Annotated in this window: 10 protein-coding genes; 3 read left to right on the top strand and 7 right to left on the bottom strand. The window is 72.1% G+C overall.

Annotated elements, in window-relative coordinates; translation table 11 throughout:
- Positions 1–51: 51 nt before the first annotated feature.
- Positions 52–237: an antitoxin gene (locus ACZ66S_RS31425; RefSeq protein WP_469904938.1), complete on the top strand. Its 186-nt coding sequence runs from the start codon at positions 52–54 to the stop codon at positions 235–237.
- A gap of 279 nt (positions 238–516) precedes the next feature.
- Here ACZ66S_RS31425 and ACZ66S_RS31420 read toward each other — a convergent pair whose 3' ends face one another.
- Positions 517–1437 carry an SCO6745 family protein gene (locus ACZ66S_RS31420; protein ID WP_469904937.1) on the bottom strand — a complete coding sequence of 307 codons (921 nt, stop codon included), beginning with the start codon at positions 1435–1437 and terminating at the stop codon, positions 517–519.
- Positions 1438–1549: 112 nt separating this feature from the next.
- Here ACZ66S_RS31420 and ACZ66S_RS31415 point away from each other — a divergent pair, with 112 nt between their 5' ends.
- Positions 1550–2134, top strand: coding sequence for a TetR/AcrR family transcriptional regulator (locus ACZ66S_RS31415; protein ID WP_469904936.1), 585 nt, complete (start codon positions 1550–1552; stop codon positions 2132–2134).
- Positions 2135–2416: 282 nt separating this feature from the next.
- On the opposite strand, the gene mfd is transcribed toward ACZ66S_RS31415, so the two are convergent.
- The 3 genes from mfd to ACZ66S_RS31400 form a co-directional block, all read right to left on the bottom strand.
- The gene (gene mfd, locus ACZ66S_RS31410; protein WP_469904935.1) at positions 2417–5947 is read right to left on the bottom strand and encodes a transcription-repair coupling factor; all 3531 of its coding nucleotides are present in this window, start codon (positions 5945–5947) and stop codon (positions 2417–2419) included.
- 453 nt (positions 5948–6400) lie between these two features.
- Positions 6401–8980: an ABC transporter permease gene (locus ACZ66S_RS31405; protein ID WP_469904934.1), complete on the bottom strand. Its 2580-nt coding sequence runs from the start codon at positions 8978–8980 to the stop codon at positions 6401–6403.
- Positions 8977–9765, bottom strand: a complete 789-nt coding sequence (locus tag ACZ66S_RS31400; RefSeq protein WP_469904933.1) for an ABC transporter ATP-binding protein — start codon at positions 9763–9765, stop codon at positions 8977–8979. Before ACZ66S_RS31400 ends, ACZ66S_RS31405 begins: the two co-directional genes overlap by 4 nt.
- A 424-nt stretch (positions 9766–10189) precedes the next feature.
- Between ACZ66S_RS31400 and ACZ66S_RS31395 the strand changes: the two genes are divergently transcribed.
- A complete protein-coding gene (locus ACZ66S_RS31395; protein ID WP_469904932.1) occupies positions 10190–11698 on the top strand; it encodes an MFS transporter in 1509 nt (502 codons plus the stop codon).
- Between the two features lie 24 nt (positions 11699–11722).
- Here ACZ66S_RS31395 and ACZ66S_RS31390 read toward each other — a convergent pair whose 3' ends face one another.
- The 3 genes from ACZ66S_RS31390 to ACZ66S_RS31380 form a co-directional block, all read right to left on the bottom strand.
- Positions 11723–12610 carry a cellulose-binding protein gene (locus ACZ66S_RS31390; RefSeq protein WP_469904931.1) on the bottom strand — a complete coding sequence of 296 codons (888 nt, stop codon included), beginning with the start codon at positions 12608–12610 and terminating at the stop codon, positions 11723–11725.
- A 199-nt stretch (positions 12611–12809) separates the two neighbouring features.
- A complete protein-coding gene (locus ACZ66S_RS31385) occupies positions 12810–15719 on the bottom strand; it encodes an SUKH-4 family immunity protein (protein WP_469904930.1) in 2910 nt (969 codons plus the stop codon).
- A gap of 9 nt (positions 15720–15728) precedes the next feature.
- Positions 15729–16724 (bottom strand): SMI1/KNR4 family protein, encoded by a 996-nt coding sequence (locus ACZ66S_RS31380; protein WP_469904929.1) that lies wholly within the window; start codon positions 16722–16724, stop codon positions 15729–15731.
- Positions 16725–17023 lie beyond the last annotated feature (299 nt).

The following is a 17023-nucleotide window of genomic DNA, read 5'->3' as shown; positions in this document are numbered from 1 at the left end:
GACATATCGACCGTATCGTCAGTGCTGAGTCACCTCTGGAAGGAGCTCTGGATGGGCATCTTCGACAGGTTCAAGAGCAACCGCCAGATGCAGGACAAGGGCAAGGACATGTCCGACGTGGCGGAACGGAAGGTCAACGACAGGACGGGCAACAAGTACGAGGGCCAGGTCGACGACGCGCAGCAGAAGGTCGAAGGGTCGCTCGGCATGGATCGTGACAGGCCCGAGCAGCCGTAGGACCCAAGACCCCACGGAGGACACCGGACCCGCCGGGCACAACCCGGCCGGGCTCCCCCCTCACACCCCGAACGAGCCGCCGTCCGCGCAGATCCGTCTCGCGCGGGCGGCTTCGCGTCGCGTCGAGCGCTGCGCGGAGAGCCGCTCGAAGAGCCGCGCGCAACGCGTCCAGTTGGTCCGCGAGGTGCGGGCGCTCCGCGGGGTTCGAGGTGCGCGAAGTCCGAGCTCCGCGAAGTCCGCTCAGGGGAGTCGTCCGAGCACTCGCCCTGACCGCCACGGTCAGACCTTGCCGATACCCAGGGTCGTCTCCGACGGGAGCAGCCCCGAGGAGAGCACCGCGACCCAGAAGTCGCCGAGCAGGTCCGCGAGTCGGTTCACTTCGGCAGCGCCGAGCAACTGCCAGGGTGCCGCGGCCAGTTGGTCCGTCTGGTGTTCCACGCGGTGACGCAGGTCGCGGCCGGCGTCCGTGGCCCTGCCCTGTGCGTCGACCAGCCCACGGGCCGTCAGACGCTCGTGCGCGGAGCGCCACTCCTCCGCACTCCAGCCTCGGCTCTCGAAGCGCTCCACGGACGCGGCACCGATCGCGGCGAAGGAGACGAGCGACTCGACCGGGTCGAGGCCGGCCACGAGCAGGGCCGCTATGTGGCCGTCGCCGCGGTGCTCTCGCAGGATCGTCGCCGCCTGCCACAACTGGAGGTGAGGAGCATCGGGCCACGGCAGCTCGGCGTTGGCCGCGGCGAGCGGACGGCCCGCCGTGTCCACCGACTCTGCCGCGCGCCGGGCGAGAGCGGCGGCCTCCGCCAGATCCGGACTGTCGACGCGGTCGCCGAGGATCGCGCGGTAGGCCCGATCGATGCCCCGCAGTCTCGCCGCCAGCACCGCGCCCGGCCCGGCGGTCGCCCACGCGGAGTCGAGGTGCTCGGCGACCATGCGGGGGCTGAAGCTGTAGAAGGCGGACGCCACCCGCTCGGCACCCACCGGCCCCAACGGGGCTGCTCGCAGCGGGAAGTAGCTCGGCCAGCGCTCCTTCGTGTCGTACCCGAGCGCCGCCGCCTCCTCGAACACCTCCGGCGCGTAGTAGAGCACCGCGTGCAGCGGCTCCAGCAGGTGCCAGAGCTGGCGCACCCGGGTCAGCTCCACGGCGTCACCCGCCCCGCCGACCTCGACCCCCGCCTCGGTCCTGCCGTCATGCTTTGACATGCCATTCCCCCGTCATCAGCGCGGTCTTTGAACCCGCCCAGCAACTTGACACTGACTAGATTGCCTGGCCGCCTCGAACTTGTCAATGCCTAGATCGGGGTACGCTCTGACCATGGCACCAGCGGAGACCGACCAGCCGAACCGCCCCTACCACCACGGCGATCTGCGCCGCGCGATCCTCACGGCAGCCCTCGACGTCATCGCCGCCGACGGCCCCGCCGGGCTGAGCCTGCGCGACCTGGCCCGGCGTGCCGGCGTCTCGCACGCCGCACCGGCCCACCACTTCCGTGACCGCACCGGACTGCTCACGGCGATCGCCGCCGAGGGCTTCGCGCTGCTCGCGACCGCCCTCAACGACGCGTCGGACCTCAAGGACGCGGGTGTGCGCTACGTGCGCTTCGCGCGCGAGCACCCGGCCCATTTCCAGGTGATGTTCGCGCCCCAACTGCTGCGCGCCGACGACCTCGAACTCACCACGGCCCGTGCCCTGGCCACCGAGGCCCTGCGCTCCGCGGTCTCGACCGTGCGCGCCGACGCCTTCGGCATCGACAGCCGGCTCGCGGGAGTCGCCGCCTGGTCCCTCGCCCACGGCTTCGCCACGCTGCTCCTCAGCCACAACCTGGACGGCCCGGTCGGCGACAAGGACCCCGAGGAGGTGTTCCGGACGCTGGCGATGACGCTGTTCCACACGCACTGAGGACACGGCCGCCTGGGCGGGAGGCTCACCCGAAGCGAGCGAGGCCTCCCGGAGCCAGGACGATCATCGGTCCGAGGGCACCGTGCAGCCCACAGCACCCCCGCGGGCACGCCCTCCGAGGAGGCACCGCCGCACGAGGCACCGCCTCCCCCGCCCGAGGCACTCCCGCCCGACGCCCCGCCTCACACGCGTCACGCTCGCCCGACGAAGCCTTCCCCCGGCCTCACCCCATCAAGACCCCCACCCCGTCACGACCCCCACCCCGTCACGACCCCCACCCCGTCAAGACCCCAGAATCGACGTGAGGAACTCCCCCACCCACCCGAGCAACTCCCGCCCGACCAACGGCTTTCCCCCCACCTTCGCCGTCTTCGGCCGCGGCACCAGCACCTGGTGTGCGGCCGGCTTGATGACGGTGCCCGGGTAGAGGCGCTTGAGCCGCAGCTCCTGCGACTCCCGCAACTCCACGGGCGCGAAACGGATGTTGGTGCCCTGGAGGACGATCTCGCCGACGCCGCACGCGCGGGCCAGCATGCGCAGACCCGCCACCAGCAGCAGGTTCTCCACCGGCTCGGGCAACTTGCCGTAGCGGTCGACGAGTTCCTCGCGTACGGCCTTGATGTCCTCCTCGGTGTTCACCGAGGCGATCGCGCGGTAGGCCTGCAGGCGCAGCCGCTCGCCCGGCGCGTAGTCGTGCGGGACGTGCGCGTCGACCGGGAGCTCGATCTTGACCTCCAGCGGCGGCTCCTCCTCCACACCGCCCTCCAGGGAGGCCCGGTAGTCCGCGACGGCCTCGCCGACCATGCGGACGTACAGGTCGAAGCCGACGCCCGCGATGTGCCCGGACTGCTCGCCGCCGAGGAGGTTGCCCGCGCCGCGGATCTCCAGGTCCTTCATCGCGACGTACATGCCCGCGCCCATCTCGGTGTGCTGGGCGATCGTCGCGAGGCGTTCGTGCGCCGTCTCCGTCAGCGGCTTCTCCGGCGGGTACAGGAAGTAGGCGTAGCCCCGCTCGCGGCCGCGGCCCACCCGGCCGCGGAGCTGGTGGAGCTGGGACAGGCCGAAGTTGTCGCCGCGCTCCACGATCAGGGTGTTGGCGTTGGAGATGTCGATGCCCGACTCGACGATCGTGGTCGACACCAGCACGTCGAACTTCTTCTCCCAGAAGTCGACGACGACCTGCTCCAGGGCCTGCTCCGACATCTGGCCGTGCGCGGTCGCGATCCGTGCCTCGGGGACGATCTCGCGCAGGCGGGAAGCCGCCCGGTCGATCGACTCGACACGGTTGTGGATGTAGAAGACCTGGCCCTCGCGCAGCAGTTCCCGGCGGATGGCCGCGCCGATCTGCCTCTCCTCGTACGGCCCGACGAAGGTGAGCACCGGGTGGCGCTCCTCGGGGGGCGTGGTGATCGTCGACATCTCGCGGATGCCGGTGACCGCCATCTCCAGGGTGCGGGGGATCGGGGTGGCGGACATGGTCAGCACGTCGACGTTGGCGCGGAGCTTCTTGAGCTGCTCCTTGTGCTCGACGCCGAAGCGCTGCTCCTCGTCGACGATGACCAGGCCGAGGTCCTTGAACTTGGTCTCCGAGGAGAACAGCCGGTGGGTGCCGATGACGACGTCCACCGAGCCCTCGCGCAGCCCCTCCAGGACGGCCTTCGCCTCGGTGTCGGTCTGGAAGCGGCTGAGCGCCTTCACGACGACGGGGAACTGGGAGTACCGCTCGCTGAACGTCCCGAAGTGCTGCTGCACCAGCAGGGTCGTCGGGACGAGGACGGCCACCTGCTTGCCGTCCTGGACGGCCTTGAAGGCGGCGCGGACCGCGATCTCCGTCTTGCCGTAGCCGACGTCGCCGCAGATCAGGCGGTCCATGGGGACCGACTTCTCCATGTCCTCCTTGACCTCGGCGATGGTGGTGAGCTGGTCGGGCGTCTCCGCGTACGGGAAGGCGTCCTCCAGCTCGCGCTGCCAGGGGGTGTCCGGGCCGAAGGTGTGCCCGGGGGCCGCCATCCGCGCGCTGTACAGCTTGATCAGGTCGGCGGCGATCTCCTTGACGGCCTTCTTCGCGCGCGCCTTGGTCTTGGTCCAGTCGGCGCCGCCGAGCCGGTGCAGCGTGGGCGCCTCGCCGCCGACGTACTTGGTGATCTGTTCGAGCTGGTCGGTGGGGATGTAGAGCCGGTCGCCGGGCTGGCCGCGCTTGGCGGGGGCGTACTCGACGACGAGGTACTCGCGCGTGGCGCCCTGCACGGTCCGCTGGACCATCTCGATGTAGCGGCCCACACCGTGCTGCTCGTGGACGATGTAGTCGCCCGCCTCCAGAGTGAGCGGGTCGATCGTCTTGCGCCGCCGCGCGGGCATCCGGGCGCCGTCCTTGCCGGCCGCCTTCTGCCCGGTCAGGTCGGTCTCGGTCAGGACGGCGAGTCTGAGCGCCGGGTCGACGAAGCCGTACTCGATGGAGCCGCACGCCACGTGGACGACGGACGGGCTCAGGGAGGTCAGTTCCGCGTCGAGGCGGGCCGCGATGCCCTCGCCGCCGAGCACCTCGACGGTACGGGCCGCGGGGCCGTGCGCCTCGGTCACGAAGACGGCGCGCCAGCCGTCGGCGAGCCAGCCCTTGGTGTCGGCGAGCGCCTTGGCGGTGTCGCCGCGGTAGGTCTCGGGCGCGTGCATGCCGAGTTTGAGGGTGTCCGCCTCCAGTTCGAGGTCCGCGGCGAACGGCGACACCGACCACCACATCATGTCCAGCTCACGCGCGCGGTCGCGGACGTCGGCGATGGACCACAGGGAGGCCGCGCCCACGTCGATGGGCGCCTCGCCGCCGCCCGCGGTGGCCGCCCAGGACGCCTGGAGGAACTCCTGCGATGTCGCCACGAGGTCGGACGCGCGCGTACGGACCCGCTCCGGGTCGCACACGACGGCCATGGCGCCCTTGGGGAGGACGTCGATCAGGAGCTCCATGTCGTCGACGAGGACGGGCGCCAGGGACTCCATGCCCTCCACGGCGATCCCCTCGGCGATCCGGCCGAGCAGTTCACCGAGCTCCGGGTGCTCTTCGGCGAGGGCACGCGCGCGTGCGCGGACGTCGTCCGTCAGGAGCAGTTCGCGGCAGGGCGGGGCCCACAGGCCGTGTTCGGCGACCTCCAGGGAGCGCTGGTCGGCGACCTTGAAGTAGCGGATCTCCTCGACGTCGTCACCCCAGAACTCGACGCGCAGGGGGTGTTCCTCGGTGGGCGGGAAGACGTCGAGGATGCCTCCTCGTACGGCGAACTCGCCGCGCTTCTCGACGAGCTCCACGCGCGCGTACGCGGCGGCGGCGAGGGCCTCCACGATCTGGTTCAGGTCGGCGGTCTGACCGGTGCGCAGGGCCACCGGTTCCAGGTCGCCGAGGCCCTTGACCTGCGGCTGGAGCACGGACCGGACGGGCGCCACGACCACGGAGACGGGGCCGGTCTCGGGGTCGTCGGGGCGGGGGTGGGCCAGGCGCCGCAGGACGGCCAGCCGGCGGCCGACGGTGTCGGAGCGGGGGCTGAGGCGCTCGTGCGGGAGGGTCTCCCAGGACGGGTACTCCACGATCCCCTCGGAGGGGAGCAGGGAGCGCAGGGCAGCGGCCAGGTCCTCGGCCTCGCGGCCCGTGGCCGTCACCGCGAGCACCGGACGGCCGGCCTCACGCGCGAGTGCGGCGATCGCGAAGGGGCGGGCCGCCGGGGGGCCGACCAGGTCGACGTGCATGCGGTTGCCGTCCTGGGCCGCCGTGATCGCTTCCGCGAGGGCGGGGTCCTTGACGACGGCGTCGAGCAGACCGTGCAGGCTCATTCGGGGCGGCTTTCGTCCGGGGGATTTCTGGGGGGTGGGCAACGCGAAGGGCCCGACACAACGAAGGGCCGGGGGGTCTCCAGCCTACGACGGCGTCAGCCCGACCGCCGGAGCCTGTGGACAACCCCACCGCACCCCGAGTGCCCTGTGGACAGCGACGCACCCCTGGCCGGCCGTCTGTGGAGGGCCGCGCACGGGTAAGCCGCCTCTTGCCGACGGCGACCGGGACGACGCTCGCCAGCCCGCCCCATGCGGACGGCCACGAACCCCAACCCACAGCCGCCCCCACCGCGAAGCCAACCGCCCCCACCCACACCCGCCCCCACGCCAGAGCCGCCCGCCAACCCGACAGCCGGCCAGGCCAAACTGAGAAAGGCCCGGCGCCGAGAAGCCCCCCGTGGCTTCTCGGTGCCGGGCCCGCCCCCGCCCCCAGGAGGGCAGTCCCCGGAAGGGCTACTCGGTCGCGATCGCGTTCAGGACGTTCATCCGGCCCGCCCGGAACGCCGGGATCAGCGCGGCGAACAGGCCCACGAAGGCCGAGCCGATGAAGACCGCGATGATCGTCGGCCAGGGGATCTCCAGGACCTTCAGGCCCTCCAGGGCGAGGAGCTTCTGGGCGGTGGCGCCCCAGCCCATGCCCAGGCCCAGCCCGAGCAGTGCGCCGAAGAGCGCGATCACCACCGACTCCAGGCGGATCATCCGGCGGAGCTGGCGCCGCGAGAGGCCGATCGCCCGCATGAGGCCGATCTCCCGGGTCCGCTCGACCACCGAGAGCGCCAGGGTGTTCACGACACCCAGGATCGCGACGATGATCGCGAGGGCCAGCAGGCCGTAGATCATGTTCAGGAGCTGACCGATCTGGTCCTTGAACGCTTCCTTGTAGTCGGTCTGGTCGCGCACGGTGTACTGCGGGTAGTCGTGCAGCGCCGACTTCAGGGACTTGTACGCGGCGTCCTGCTGCCCGTCCCTGGCGTTGGCGAAGACCAACTGGTCGAGCGGCATCTTGTCGGCCGGCACGTACTTGGCGAGAGTGGCGGTGGAGATGTACTTGGAGCCAGCGTCGATGACGACGTCACTGCTGGTGATCGCCCGGACCGTCAGCTCGGCGGTCGCACCGTCCTTGAAGGCGACCTTGATCTTCGAGCCCAGGTGGACGCCGTGCGCCTTGGCGAACTTCTCGTGCACGGACATCGAGTCGGGCTTGTAGGCGTCGGCGAGGTCGCCCGCCACCGTCTTGGTCTGCAGGTCGGTCGCGTACGTCGGGTCGGCCGCCGTGATGTCGGTGTCCTTGAGCGTCTTGCCGTCGGGGGTCGTGTAGTCGGCCTCGGTGATCTTGTACTCGGTGACGTGCGCCAGGCCCGGCGTGTCCTTCACGGCCTTCACCGCGGCCGGGGTGACCAACTGTCCGCTGTCGGACTGGATGATGAAGTCCGTACCGACCGTCTTGTCGAGCTCTTCGGTGGCCGAGGCGACCATGGAGGAGCCGACCACCGACAGACAGGCGACCAGCGCGAGGCCGATCATCAGGGCCGCGCCCGTGGCACCGGTACGGCGCGGGTTGCGCAGGGCGTTGCGCTCGGCCAGGCGGCCGACCGAACCGAACATCCTGAGGACGAGCGCGCCCAGGACGCGCACCACACCGCCGGCCAGCAGCGGTCCGATGACGACGAAGCCGATCAGGGAGAGCACCACGCCGAGGCCGAGCCACGCGGAGCCCTCCTTGGCCTTGTCGGCCGCGGCGGCCAGGAAGAGCGCGTAGCCGCCTCCGGCGGTCAGGACCGTGCCCACCAGGGCCCTGACGCGGCCCGCCTTGGCGTCGGCCGGGGCGCCCGCGTCCCGCAGGGCTGCCATGGGCGAGACCTTGCCCGCGCGGCGGGCCGGCAGCCAGGCGGCGAGGACGGTGACGACCACGCCGAGGAGCAGGCCGACCACCGGGGTCGTCCAGGCGACCGTCAGATCGCTGGTCGACAGGTTCATCCCCATGGAGCCCATGAGTTTCATCAGCCCGATCGCGAGCCCGACGCCCGCGCCGACCCCCAGCACCGACCCGAACACGCCCAGGAGCAGCGCCTCGACCAGCACGGACCGGTTGACCTGCCCGCGGGAGGAGCCGACGGCCCGCATCAGCCCGATCTCCCTCGTCCGCTGCGCGACGAGCATCGAGAAGGTGTTGATGATCAGGAAGATGCCGACGAGGAAGGCGATCCCGGCGAAGCCGAGCATCGCGTACTTCATGACGTTCATGAAGCTCTCGACGTCCTTCTGGTTGGCGTCGGCGGTCTCCTTGGCCGTCTGCACCTTGTAGGTGCCGCCGAGCTCGGCGGCGACGTTCTTCTTGAGCTGCGCGTCGGTGACCCCGGCCGCGGCCGTGACGTTGACGTTCGTGAAGACGTTCGGTTCGCCGACGAGCGTCTGCTGGGCGGTCTTGGTGTCCAGGTAGAAGATCGCGGCACCGGGGTTGGTGACCTGGAACTCGGCGACACCGGAGATCTTCGCGGTGTGCGTGCCGACCGCGCTGATGACGCCGATCTCGTCACCGAGCTTCAGGTGGTGCTTGTCGACGGTGTCCTTGTCGACCATGACCTGGTCGGCGTTCTTCGGAGCCGCACCGGAGGTGATCCTCATGGTGCGGGCGTCGTTGCCGTTCCAGCTCCCGACGATGGTCGGGCCGCCGCCGGACGGCGAGAGGCTGTCCTTGTCGGCGTCCACGACGGTCACCGAGGTCGAGAAGACGGTCCCCTCCGCCGTCTTCACGCCCTGCGCCTCGCGCACCTTGGTGAGCACGGAGGCCGGCATGACCGGCGGCTTGCCGTTGTCGGAGGTCGTCTCGCCGCTGTCGGAGGCGCCCTTGGCGCTCACCGTCACGTCCGAGGAGGTGGCCGCGAAGAGCTTGTCGAAGGTGGTGTTCATCGTGTCGGTGAACACCAGCGTCCCGCAGACGAAGGCGACCGACAGCAGGACCGCCACGGCCGACAGGGCCATGCGTCCCTTGTGCGCGAAGAAGTTGCGCATGGAGGTCTTCATGACGGTCATGACGTGCGCCCCCGGGCGTCGAAGTCCTTCATGCGGTCCAGGACGGCCTCCGCGGTCGGCTTGTACATCTCGTCGACGATCCGGCCGTCGGCGAGGTACAGCACGCGGTCCGCGTAGGAGGCGGCCACCGGGTCGTGCGTGACCATCACGATGGTCTGGCCGAGCTCGTCGACCGACTTGCGCAGGAAGCCCAGCACCTCGGCACCCGCGCGCGAGTCGAGGTTTCCGGTCGGCTCGTCACCGAAGATGATCTCGGGGCGCGCGGCCAGGGCGCGGGCCACGGCGACACGCTGCTGCTGGCCGCCGGAGAGCTGGGTGGGCCGGTGCCGGAGTCGGTCGGAAAGTCCAACGGTGTCCACCACGCGCGCGAGCCACTGCTTGTCCGGCTTGCGCCCGGCGATGTCCATGGGCAGTGTGATGTTCTCGAGCGCGTTGAGCGTCGGAAGCAGGTTGAAGGCCTGGAAGATGAACCCGACGCGGTCCCGCCGCAGTTGGGTGAGCTTCTTGTCCTTCAGGCCGGTGATCTCGGTGTCGTCCAGGAAGATCTGACCGCTCGTCACGGTGTCGAGACCGGCGAGGCAGTGCATGAGGGTGGACTTGCCGGACCCGGAGGGGCCCATGATCGCGGTGAACTGTCCGCGAGCGATGTCCACGTCGACATGGTCGAGGGCGACGACACGGGTCTCGCCGGACCCGTACGCCTTGACGACCTGCCGCGCCCGCGCGGCAACGGCCGTACGCCCTCCAGTGCCCCCGTGCCTGGTGATGGTTACAGCCGATGTCACGGTATGTCTCCTATATCGATAAGTCAGTGAGCCGCCGGGACCGCCCGGCGTGCGGTAAGTAGCTGGTGCCTGTTCGGTACGGCGTTCAGTCTGGTGCGGCGGGTCGGTCCGGCGCGCTGGTGCTCAGCACCGTCTTCTACGGGGGAAAACCCCACCCCCGTCGATCCGGCCGCCCCTCCCCCACCGCTCCCCAGCGGCGTAAAGCCAGGTTAAGGACGGCCCCGGGACCTTCTCGTCCTCCGGCGGTACGAACCCTCCCCCAGCCGTAGTACGGAGGTACCCCTAGGGGCACTCCACCGACAGGTGGAGGCGATCTAGGGGTCGGCTCCACCCTCCGCCCCGGTGAGACTGCACCCTGCCGCCACGTGAGGGGCAAGTGGGAGAGTGGTCGCCGGCAGATGAGTGCAGGGGGAAAGGAATCCGCGTGGACGACACGAAGCCGTCGGTACGGGAGTCCGCGCGGCCGGTCTCGACGGACCGGCGCGGGGCGGTCGTGGCGGCCCTGATGCTGGCGATGGCGCTCGCGGCCCTGGACTCCACCATCGTCTCCACGGCGGTCCCGCAGATCGTCGGCGACCTGGGCGGCTTCTCGGTCTTCTCCTGGCTGTTCTCCGGCTATCTGCTGGCCGTGACGGTGACGCTGCCGGTCTACGGCAAGCTGTCCGACACCTTCGGGCGCAAGCCGGTGCTGATCGCGGGCTCGGTGGTGTTCCTGCTCGGCTCGCTGCTGTGCGCGGTGGCCTGGAACATGGGCGCGCTGATCGCGTTCCGGATCGTGCAGGGCCTCGGCGGCGGGGCCCTGCAGGGCACGGTCCAGACGCTCGCCGCCGACCTGTATCCACTCAAGGAGCGCCCGAAGATCCAGGCCAAGCTGTCCACGGTGTGGGCGGTGGCGGCGGTCGCGGGCCCGGGGATCGGCGGGGTGCTCGCGGCGTACGCGGACTGGCGGTGGATCTTCCTGGTCAACCTGCCGATCGGCGCGCTGGCGCTGTGGCTGGTCGTCCGGTACCTGCATGAGCCGCAGCGCTCCGTGCGCGTCCCGACGGCCACGCGCGCGCGTGTCGACTGGGCGGGCGCGCTCGCGGTGTTCGCGTGCGGCGGCGTGCTGCTGACCGCGCTGGTGCAGGGCGGGGTGGCGTGGCCGTGGCTGTCGGGGCCGTCACTGGGCCTGTTCGGCACCGGGCTCGCCCTGGTGGGCGCCGTGGTCCTGATCGAACGCCGGGCGGCCGAGCCGATCATCCCCGGCTGGGTGTGGCGGCGCCGCACGATCGCCGCGGTCAACCTGGCCCTCGGCGCCCTGGGCCTGCTCATGGTGGCCCCTACGGTCTTCCTGCCGACGTACGCCCAGTCGGTGCTCGGTCTCGCCCCGGTCGCCGCCGGATTCGTGCTGTCGGTGTGGACGTTGAGCTGGCCGGTGTCGGCGGCGCTGAGCCAGCACGTGTACCGGCGCATCGGCTTCCGCAGCACGGCGATGCTCGGCATCGGAACGGCGGCCGTGATCCTGTTCGCCTTCCCGTTCCTGCCCTATCCGGGGGCCGCCTGGCAGCCCACGCTGCTGATGCTGCTCCTGGGCGCCGCGCTGGGCCTGTTCCAGCTCCCCCTGCTCGTCGGGGTCCAGTCGACGGTCGGCTGGGCGGAACGCGGCACGGCGACGGCCTCCGTCCTCTTCTGCCGCCAGACCGGCCAGACGATCGGCGCGGCCGTCTTCGGCGCGATCGCCAACGGCGTCCTGGCCGGCCGGCTGGGCGGCGCGAGCGACCTCGACTCCGTCACGCGCGCGTTGGACGCCGGCACGGCCCCGGAGACGACCCGCGCGGCCATCGCGGACGCGGTGCACGCGGTGTACGTGGGCGCGGGCTGCGCGGCCGCCCTGGCGTTCGGAGTGCTGCTGGTGCTGGCGCCCCGGCGCTTCCCGGTGCTCAAGGAGCAGTGACGACCGCAGCCGGCCGCGTCCCGCTCACTCCGCCGCCCCCTGCCCGGTGAGCGCCGTCAGACTGCTGCGTACGAGACTCATCTGGGCCTGGACCTCGTCCCAGCGCTCGCCGTGCTCGCCCAGCACCCGTTCGGTCTCCCGGGCGATCCGCTCCTCCTCGGCCCGCGCCTCCGCGAGGATCTCCGCCGCACGCGCGCGTGCCTCCTGCTCGCACCGCACCGTCGTGGCCTTCGCCTCCGCGAACTCGCGCCGCGCCTTGGACAGCGCCGCCTTCGCCCGCGCCACCCGTTCGGCGGCCCGCGCGTCCGCCTCGGCCGCACGCTCCTCCTGGGCCCGCTCCACCTCGGCCCACCGCTCCGCGTGCTCCTTGGCCTGCTCGGCGAGCATCGCGCTGGTGCGCTGACGGACTTCGCGCAACGCGGCGAGCGCCTTCCCGCGCCCCTGCTTCACCTCGCGCCGGGCGGCGACACGGATCTCGTCGGCCTCGGTGCGCGCGGCGAGCAGCCGCTGACGGGCGCGTTCCTCCGCCTCGGCGCGTACGGCGTCGGCGTGCGCCTGTGCGGCAGCCTGTACGCCGTCGGCGTGCGCCTGCGCTTCGTCCGCGAGACCCTGCGCCTCCTGTCGCGCCCGCTCCACGACGGCGGCGGCCTCTTCCCGCCCCACCTCGAAGAGCCGTTGCGCCCCCTCGCCCAGGGCCTCGTACGCCTGCGGGACCAGTCCCGCCACGACCTCCTGCATCCGTACCGCCTCGGCCTCCATCTCCCGGGCGAGCACGGTGAGCCGGGCGGCCCGTTCCCAGGCGGCGTCCCGGTCCCGGGACAGGGCGCCGGCGTACGCGTCGACCTGGTCGGGGCGGTAGCCGCGCCCCCGTACGGCCACGAACCCCGGGGACGACACCGGTGCGCTGCTCATCCTGGAACCCCTCTCCGCGACGACACAAACGAACGCGAAATGATGATTTCGCGCACATCTTGATGTATCGGACGGAAATGTTCATAACGCGACACTCCGCACACGAGCCGCGGGGGCGGGCCGAAAAAAGGAGGGCCGGACCCGGTCTCACCACCGGGTCCGGCCCTCCACGCGCGCGTGGATCAGCGTCGGCGGGGCGTCACAGCAGCCCGTCCCACATCTGCTCCAGCAGCACCGACCACCAGCTCTCCGGCGAGCTCAGGGCCGCCGGGTCGAGCGAGGCGAGCTGCGCCTGGAAGTCGACGGTCCATCGGCCCGCCTGCTCCTGGTTCAGGCCGAAGCGCAGCCGCCACATCCGGCCGAGCAGTCCCAGGCAGCGCTGGAACTCGGGCAGACCCGTGTTCACGAACTGCGGCGGTACGGGCGCACCGCCCGGCCCGGCCTCCACGGGTACGGCGACGATGTTCGCGGTGCCGTACTGCACACAGATCGCCTTGCCGAAGTCGCTGCCCATGACGAGGTACGAGCCCGCGTCGGAGGCCGGCTGCACCCCCCGCTCGGCCGCCAGCTCGGCCAGCGTCGGCACCGGCCGCCCCGGCTGGGCCTGCGCCCAGAAGAAGGGGCCCATGTCCAACGGCAGCCCCGCCACGACCAGCGAGTGCGCCACGACCGGCGGCACGCCCTGGCGGTCCACCGCGGCCTGCTCGAACCGGAAGATCCCCGGCCCGAAGGCCCCCGCCAGTTCCTGCGCCACCCCCTCCGGCGGGATCGGCGGCGCGGCCTGCACGGGGGGCAACGGCGCGCGCACCGGCGCCGGACGGGCGGGACCGTCGGCCACCTGGTGCAACTCGCCCTGATGCGCCAGCAGTTGCTGCATGCCCTGCTGCCGGCTCGCGTGATCCGTGCCGTACGGGGCGATGCTCGCGATCCGCGCCTGCGGCCACTGCTCCCGGATCATCCGCGCGCAGTACGCGCCCGGCAGCTCGCAGGACTCCAACTCGGTGTGGAGCTCCAGCACTTGGTCCGGGGGCACGTTCATGCCGCGCAGCTCGTGGAAGATCTGCCACTCCGGGTGCGGCGTCCCCGGCGCCGACCGCCGGATCAACTGCTGCTCCGACCCGTCCTGCGCGCGATACCTGAGCACCGCCTGGTAGCCGGGACCGACGGTGGGCTGCGACTGCTGGGGGTAGCCGTAGGCGGGGGGCGGGGTGGGGGTGGGGTGTCCTGGGGCCGGGTGCCCCGGCATCGACTGACCGGGGGCGGGGTGCCCCTGCATCGACTGACCGGATGTCGGCTGCCCCGGCGCCGGCATCGCGCCAGGCGCAGGCATCGGCCCCGGGGACGGTACGGCACCCGGAGGCGGGGGCGGCATCGCGCCGAGCGGCATCGGCTGGGGACCGGCTGGAGCGGCTGCGGCCATGCCGGGGGCGCCCGGGGCGTGCGGAGGTCCGGGAACGCCGGGGGTACCCGCAGGACTCGGGGCACCAGGGGCACCAAGGCCACCGGGACCGCCGGGGCCACCAGGAGATGCCGGACCACCAGGGGTACCGGTGGGGCCGGCCCCACCGGGAACGCCCGGAGCCTGCGGCGGTGGAGGCATGCCGGGTCCGCCCGCCGAGGGCCGGGACAGCACGGTCTCCGCGTGATGCACGGCACCACTCACGGCCCCCGGAACGCCGGGAGGCTGCGGAGCACCGGGCACCCCCGGAGGATTCGGCGGCTGGGGAGCGTTCGGCGCACCGGACGGCTGGGGAGCACCCCCCGCACCCGGCGGGCTCGGGAACTGGGCCGCACCCGGAACGCCAGGCGGCTGCGGAACACCCGGGAACTGCGGGGCACCGGACGCACCGGACGCACCAGCGGCCCCCGGCGGCGCGGCAGGCGGTGCCGAGGGCGGAGGCGGGGTCGGAGCGCCGCCGGAACCCGGCTGCACCCCCGCCCCCGCCGTCCCCTCAGCACCCGGCGCCGACACGAACTGGGTCGGCACGTATCCGCTCCCCGCGGGCCCGGGCGGCGGAGGCGGCGGAACCGGACTCCCGCCCTGCGACCCCCGCGAGGGCGGCGCCAGCTTGCTGGTGGCGACATCGGCGATGTCCCCGGCACTCGGCGTCGGCGCGGACACCGGCGCGGAACCGCCGGTCCCACCAGGAGCCCCCGGCGGTGGCGGCGCACCCGGCCCGCTCCCGGGCCCCTGCGGATACCCGTACGAGGACGCCCCCGGCACGGTCCCCGGCATGGTCGCGGGCAGCGGCACGGCACCCGGCGCAGTCGCACCCGGCGCACCGGCCCCCTGCGGATACCCGTACGCCGCACCCCCCGACGGCAGCCCGCTCGGCGGCGTGTCCCCAGGCACCCCCGGCCCCGCCGCGGCACCCCGCGGCCCCGAGATCCGAGCCGTCCTGGAGTCCACGACGTCCGCGACATCCGCGATGTCCTCGACATCCGTCACATCAGAGACATCCGACGCGTCCTGCACCTCGGACGCATCCTGAACCGCGGCAGCGTCCCGCACGTCGGACGCGTCCCGCACCTCCGACGCATCCTGCACCTCCGAGATCTCCGCCACCTCCGAGGCCGACGACACCGCCCCGTCCCTCACCAGCGGAGGCGAGAACACCGTCTCCGGCAAGGCGACGGAGAGGTCCTCACCCCCGTTGGTGTCGGTCCCGGTCCACGGCCGGGCCCCCGCACCAGCAGCGCCCCCGCCACCGGCGTCGGCCTCCGCCCCACCGGGCCCCAACCTGTCCGCCGCGTCCTGCAACCACTCCGGCGGCGACAGCAGGAACGACGTCTGGTTCAGGTCGACCCGGGACGCCGCGGCCGCACCGCCCGCTCCCGCCGCCGCGTCCTCCCGCCCGTACTCCTCCTCGTAACGGCGGATCACCTCACCCACCGGCAACGAGGGCCACAGCGTGGCCTCCCCGCTGTCCCGGGCGATCACCAGCCGCTGCGCGCCCCCGTCCGAACGCGGGCCCTCCGCACGGTCCTCCGCCCACACCACGAACCCGAGGTCGAACTCCCGCACCCGCACCTCACGATGCTGGTACGACGGCACATCCCCGTTGATCCACTCCTCCGCGCGCTCCTGCGCCTGCGCGAACGTCACCATCGCTGAAGCTCACTCCCCCGACACGGAAGAAGACACGGGAACGGAACGGGCGAACCCGCCGTCCACCATCAGGTTCGCCACCGTCTCCAACTCCGGCGGATTGCCGGCCAGTCGGGACAGGAACACGTCGAAGTCCGCGCCGCAGGACAGCAGAAGGCGCTCCACGCGCTCGGCCGGCCGCATCGCGGGGTCGACGTCGCGCGCGTCGTCGTAGGCGCAGAACCAGACCGATCCGATCGCCTCGCCCTTCACCTTCACGGCCAGCAGGCCGCCCTGGACGAAACCGACGCCGAGATAGTCCTTCGTCAGATGGTCCCGCAGGCACTTGTTGACGTACACGAGGTCGTTGACCGCCGCCTCGTCGCGGACCGTGAAGAACGGCTGGTCGACCAGGAGTCCCAGCTCCGCGTCGAGCGCGGCCCCCACCGGCGCCGAACCGCCCGCCGCCTTCAGGAAGGACCGGTAGGCGCCGGGCAGCCGGTAGCCGAGGTCCTCCTCGACCCCCTGCACCTGCGACTCTGTCACCGCCAACGACGACTTGGGCAGCCCGAAGTGCGCCGGACGCGTCTCCTGCAAGGGCCGCGTCCCGCGCTTGTTCTGGTCGACCCGAGTCGTCGCGATCCCGCCGTGATGCCGCAGCAGCGCCTTCACCTCGACGGGGATCAGCTCCAGCCGCCGCGAACCCACCACGTGGTGCCAGGTCCAGCCGTGCGGCGTCGCCACCGCGGGCACCGTGTCCCACAGTTCGTGCCCGGTCGCCGCGAGCGCCGCGTTCGCCGACACGTAGTCCGTCAGCCGCAGTTCGTCTACCCCGAAGCCCTCGGGCGGCTCGGCGATCTCCGCGGCGGCACGCGCGTAGGGGGAGAAGTCGGGGTAGCCGTGCTCGTCCACCCGCACCCCTCTGGGATGACGCGCGGCCCGGACCGGGTCCGGAAAGTGCACGACCTGCCCGGCATAGGCCGCGTTCGGCGGCGCGGCTTGTTGCCCGAGCCGACCTGTCGTCATGGCGAAAGCCCCCTGCGGCGCTCTGGTACGACCCGCGGCGGCCCTTGCGCACTGCAGGGCCGCCACGTGCCGTATCGACTGTCTCGTCCGTCTCCACGCGTCAACCGCGCGCATCGCGGCGACCACTTGGATCGCGGTGCCGACAGCCTATGCGGTACGACGACACCGGTCACCGGGCACCGGCCTGGCCCCCTCCGCTTCCGTGACCAGCCGTCACCCCATCGTGACGGCCCACCAGAACCCGGGCGTGTCGCACCGCCCCAGCTTCCGCACCAGCCACGCCATTTGGCAGTCTGTGA

It is taken from the genome of Streptomyces sp. NPDC107471 (genome assembly GCF_055582845.1).
Note: the sequence above shows the minus strand (reverse complement) of the source record. Positions and strands in the feature narration are given on the sequence as shown.

Bases quoted from the DNA above. Each gene is read 5' to 3' on its own strand.
- mfd (WP_469904935.1), bottom strand. From the start codon at position 5,947: ATGAGCCTGCACGGTCTGCTCGACGCCGTCGTCAAGGACCCCGCCCTC.
- ACZ66S_RS31390 (WP_469904931.1), bottom strand. From the start codon at position 12,610: ATGAGCAGCGCACCGGTGTCGTCCCCGGGGTTCGTGGCCGTACGGGGG.
- ACZ66S_RS31420 (WP_469904937.1), bottom strand. From the start codon at position 1,437: ATGTCAAAGCATGACGGCAGGACCGAGGCGGGGGTCGAGGTCGGCGGG.
- ACZ66S_RS31380 (WP_469904929.1), bottom strand. From the start codon at position 16,724: ATGACGACAGGTCGGCTCGGGCAACAAGCCGCGCCGCCGAACGCGGCC.
- ACZ66S_RS31415 (WP_469904936.1), top strand. From the start codon at position 1,550: ATGGCACCAGCGGAGACCGACCAGCCGAACCGCCCCTACCACCACGGC.
- ACZ66S_RS31405 (WP_469904934.1), bottom strand. From the start codon at position 8,980: ATGACCGTCATGAAGACCTCCATGCGCAACTTCTTCGCGCACAAGGGA.
- ACZ66S_RS31425 (WP_469904938.1), top strand. From the start codon at position 52: ATGGGCATCTTCGACAGGTTCAAGAGCAACCGCCAGATGCAGGACAAG.
- ACZ66S_RS31385 (WP_469904930.1), bottom strand. From the start codon at position 15,719: ATGGTGACGTTCGCGCAGGCGCAGGAGCGCGCGGAGGAGTGGATCAAC.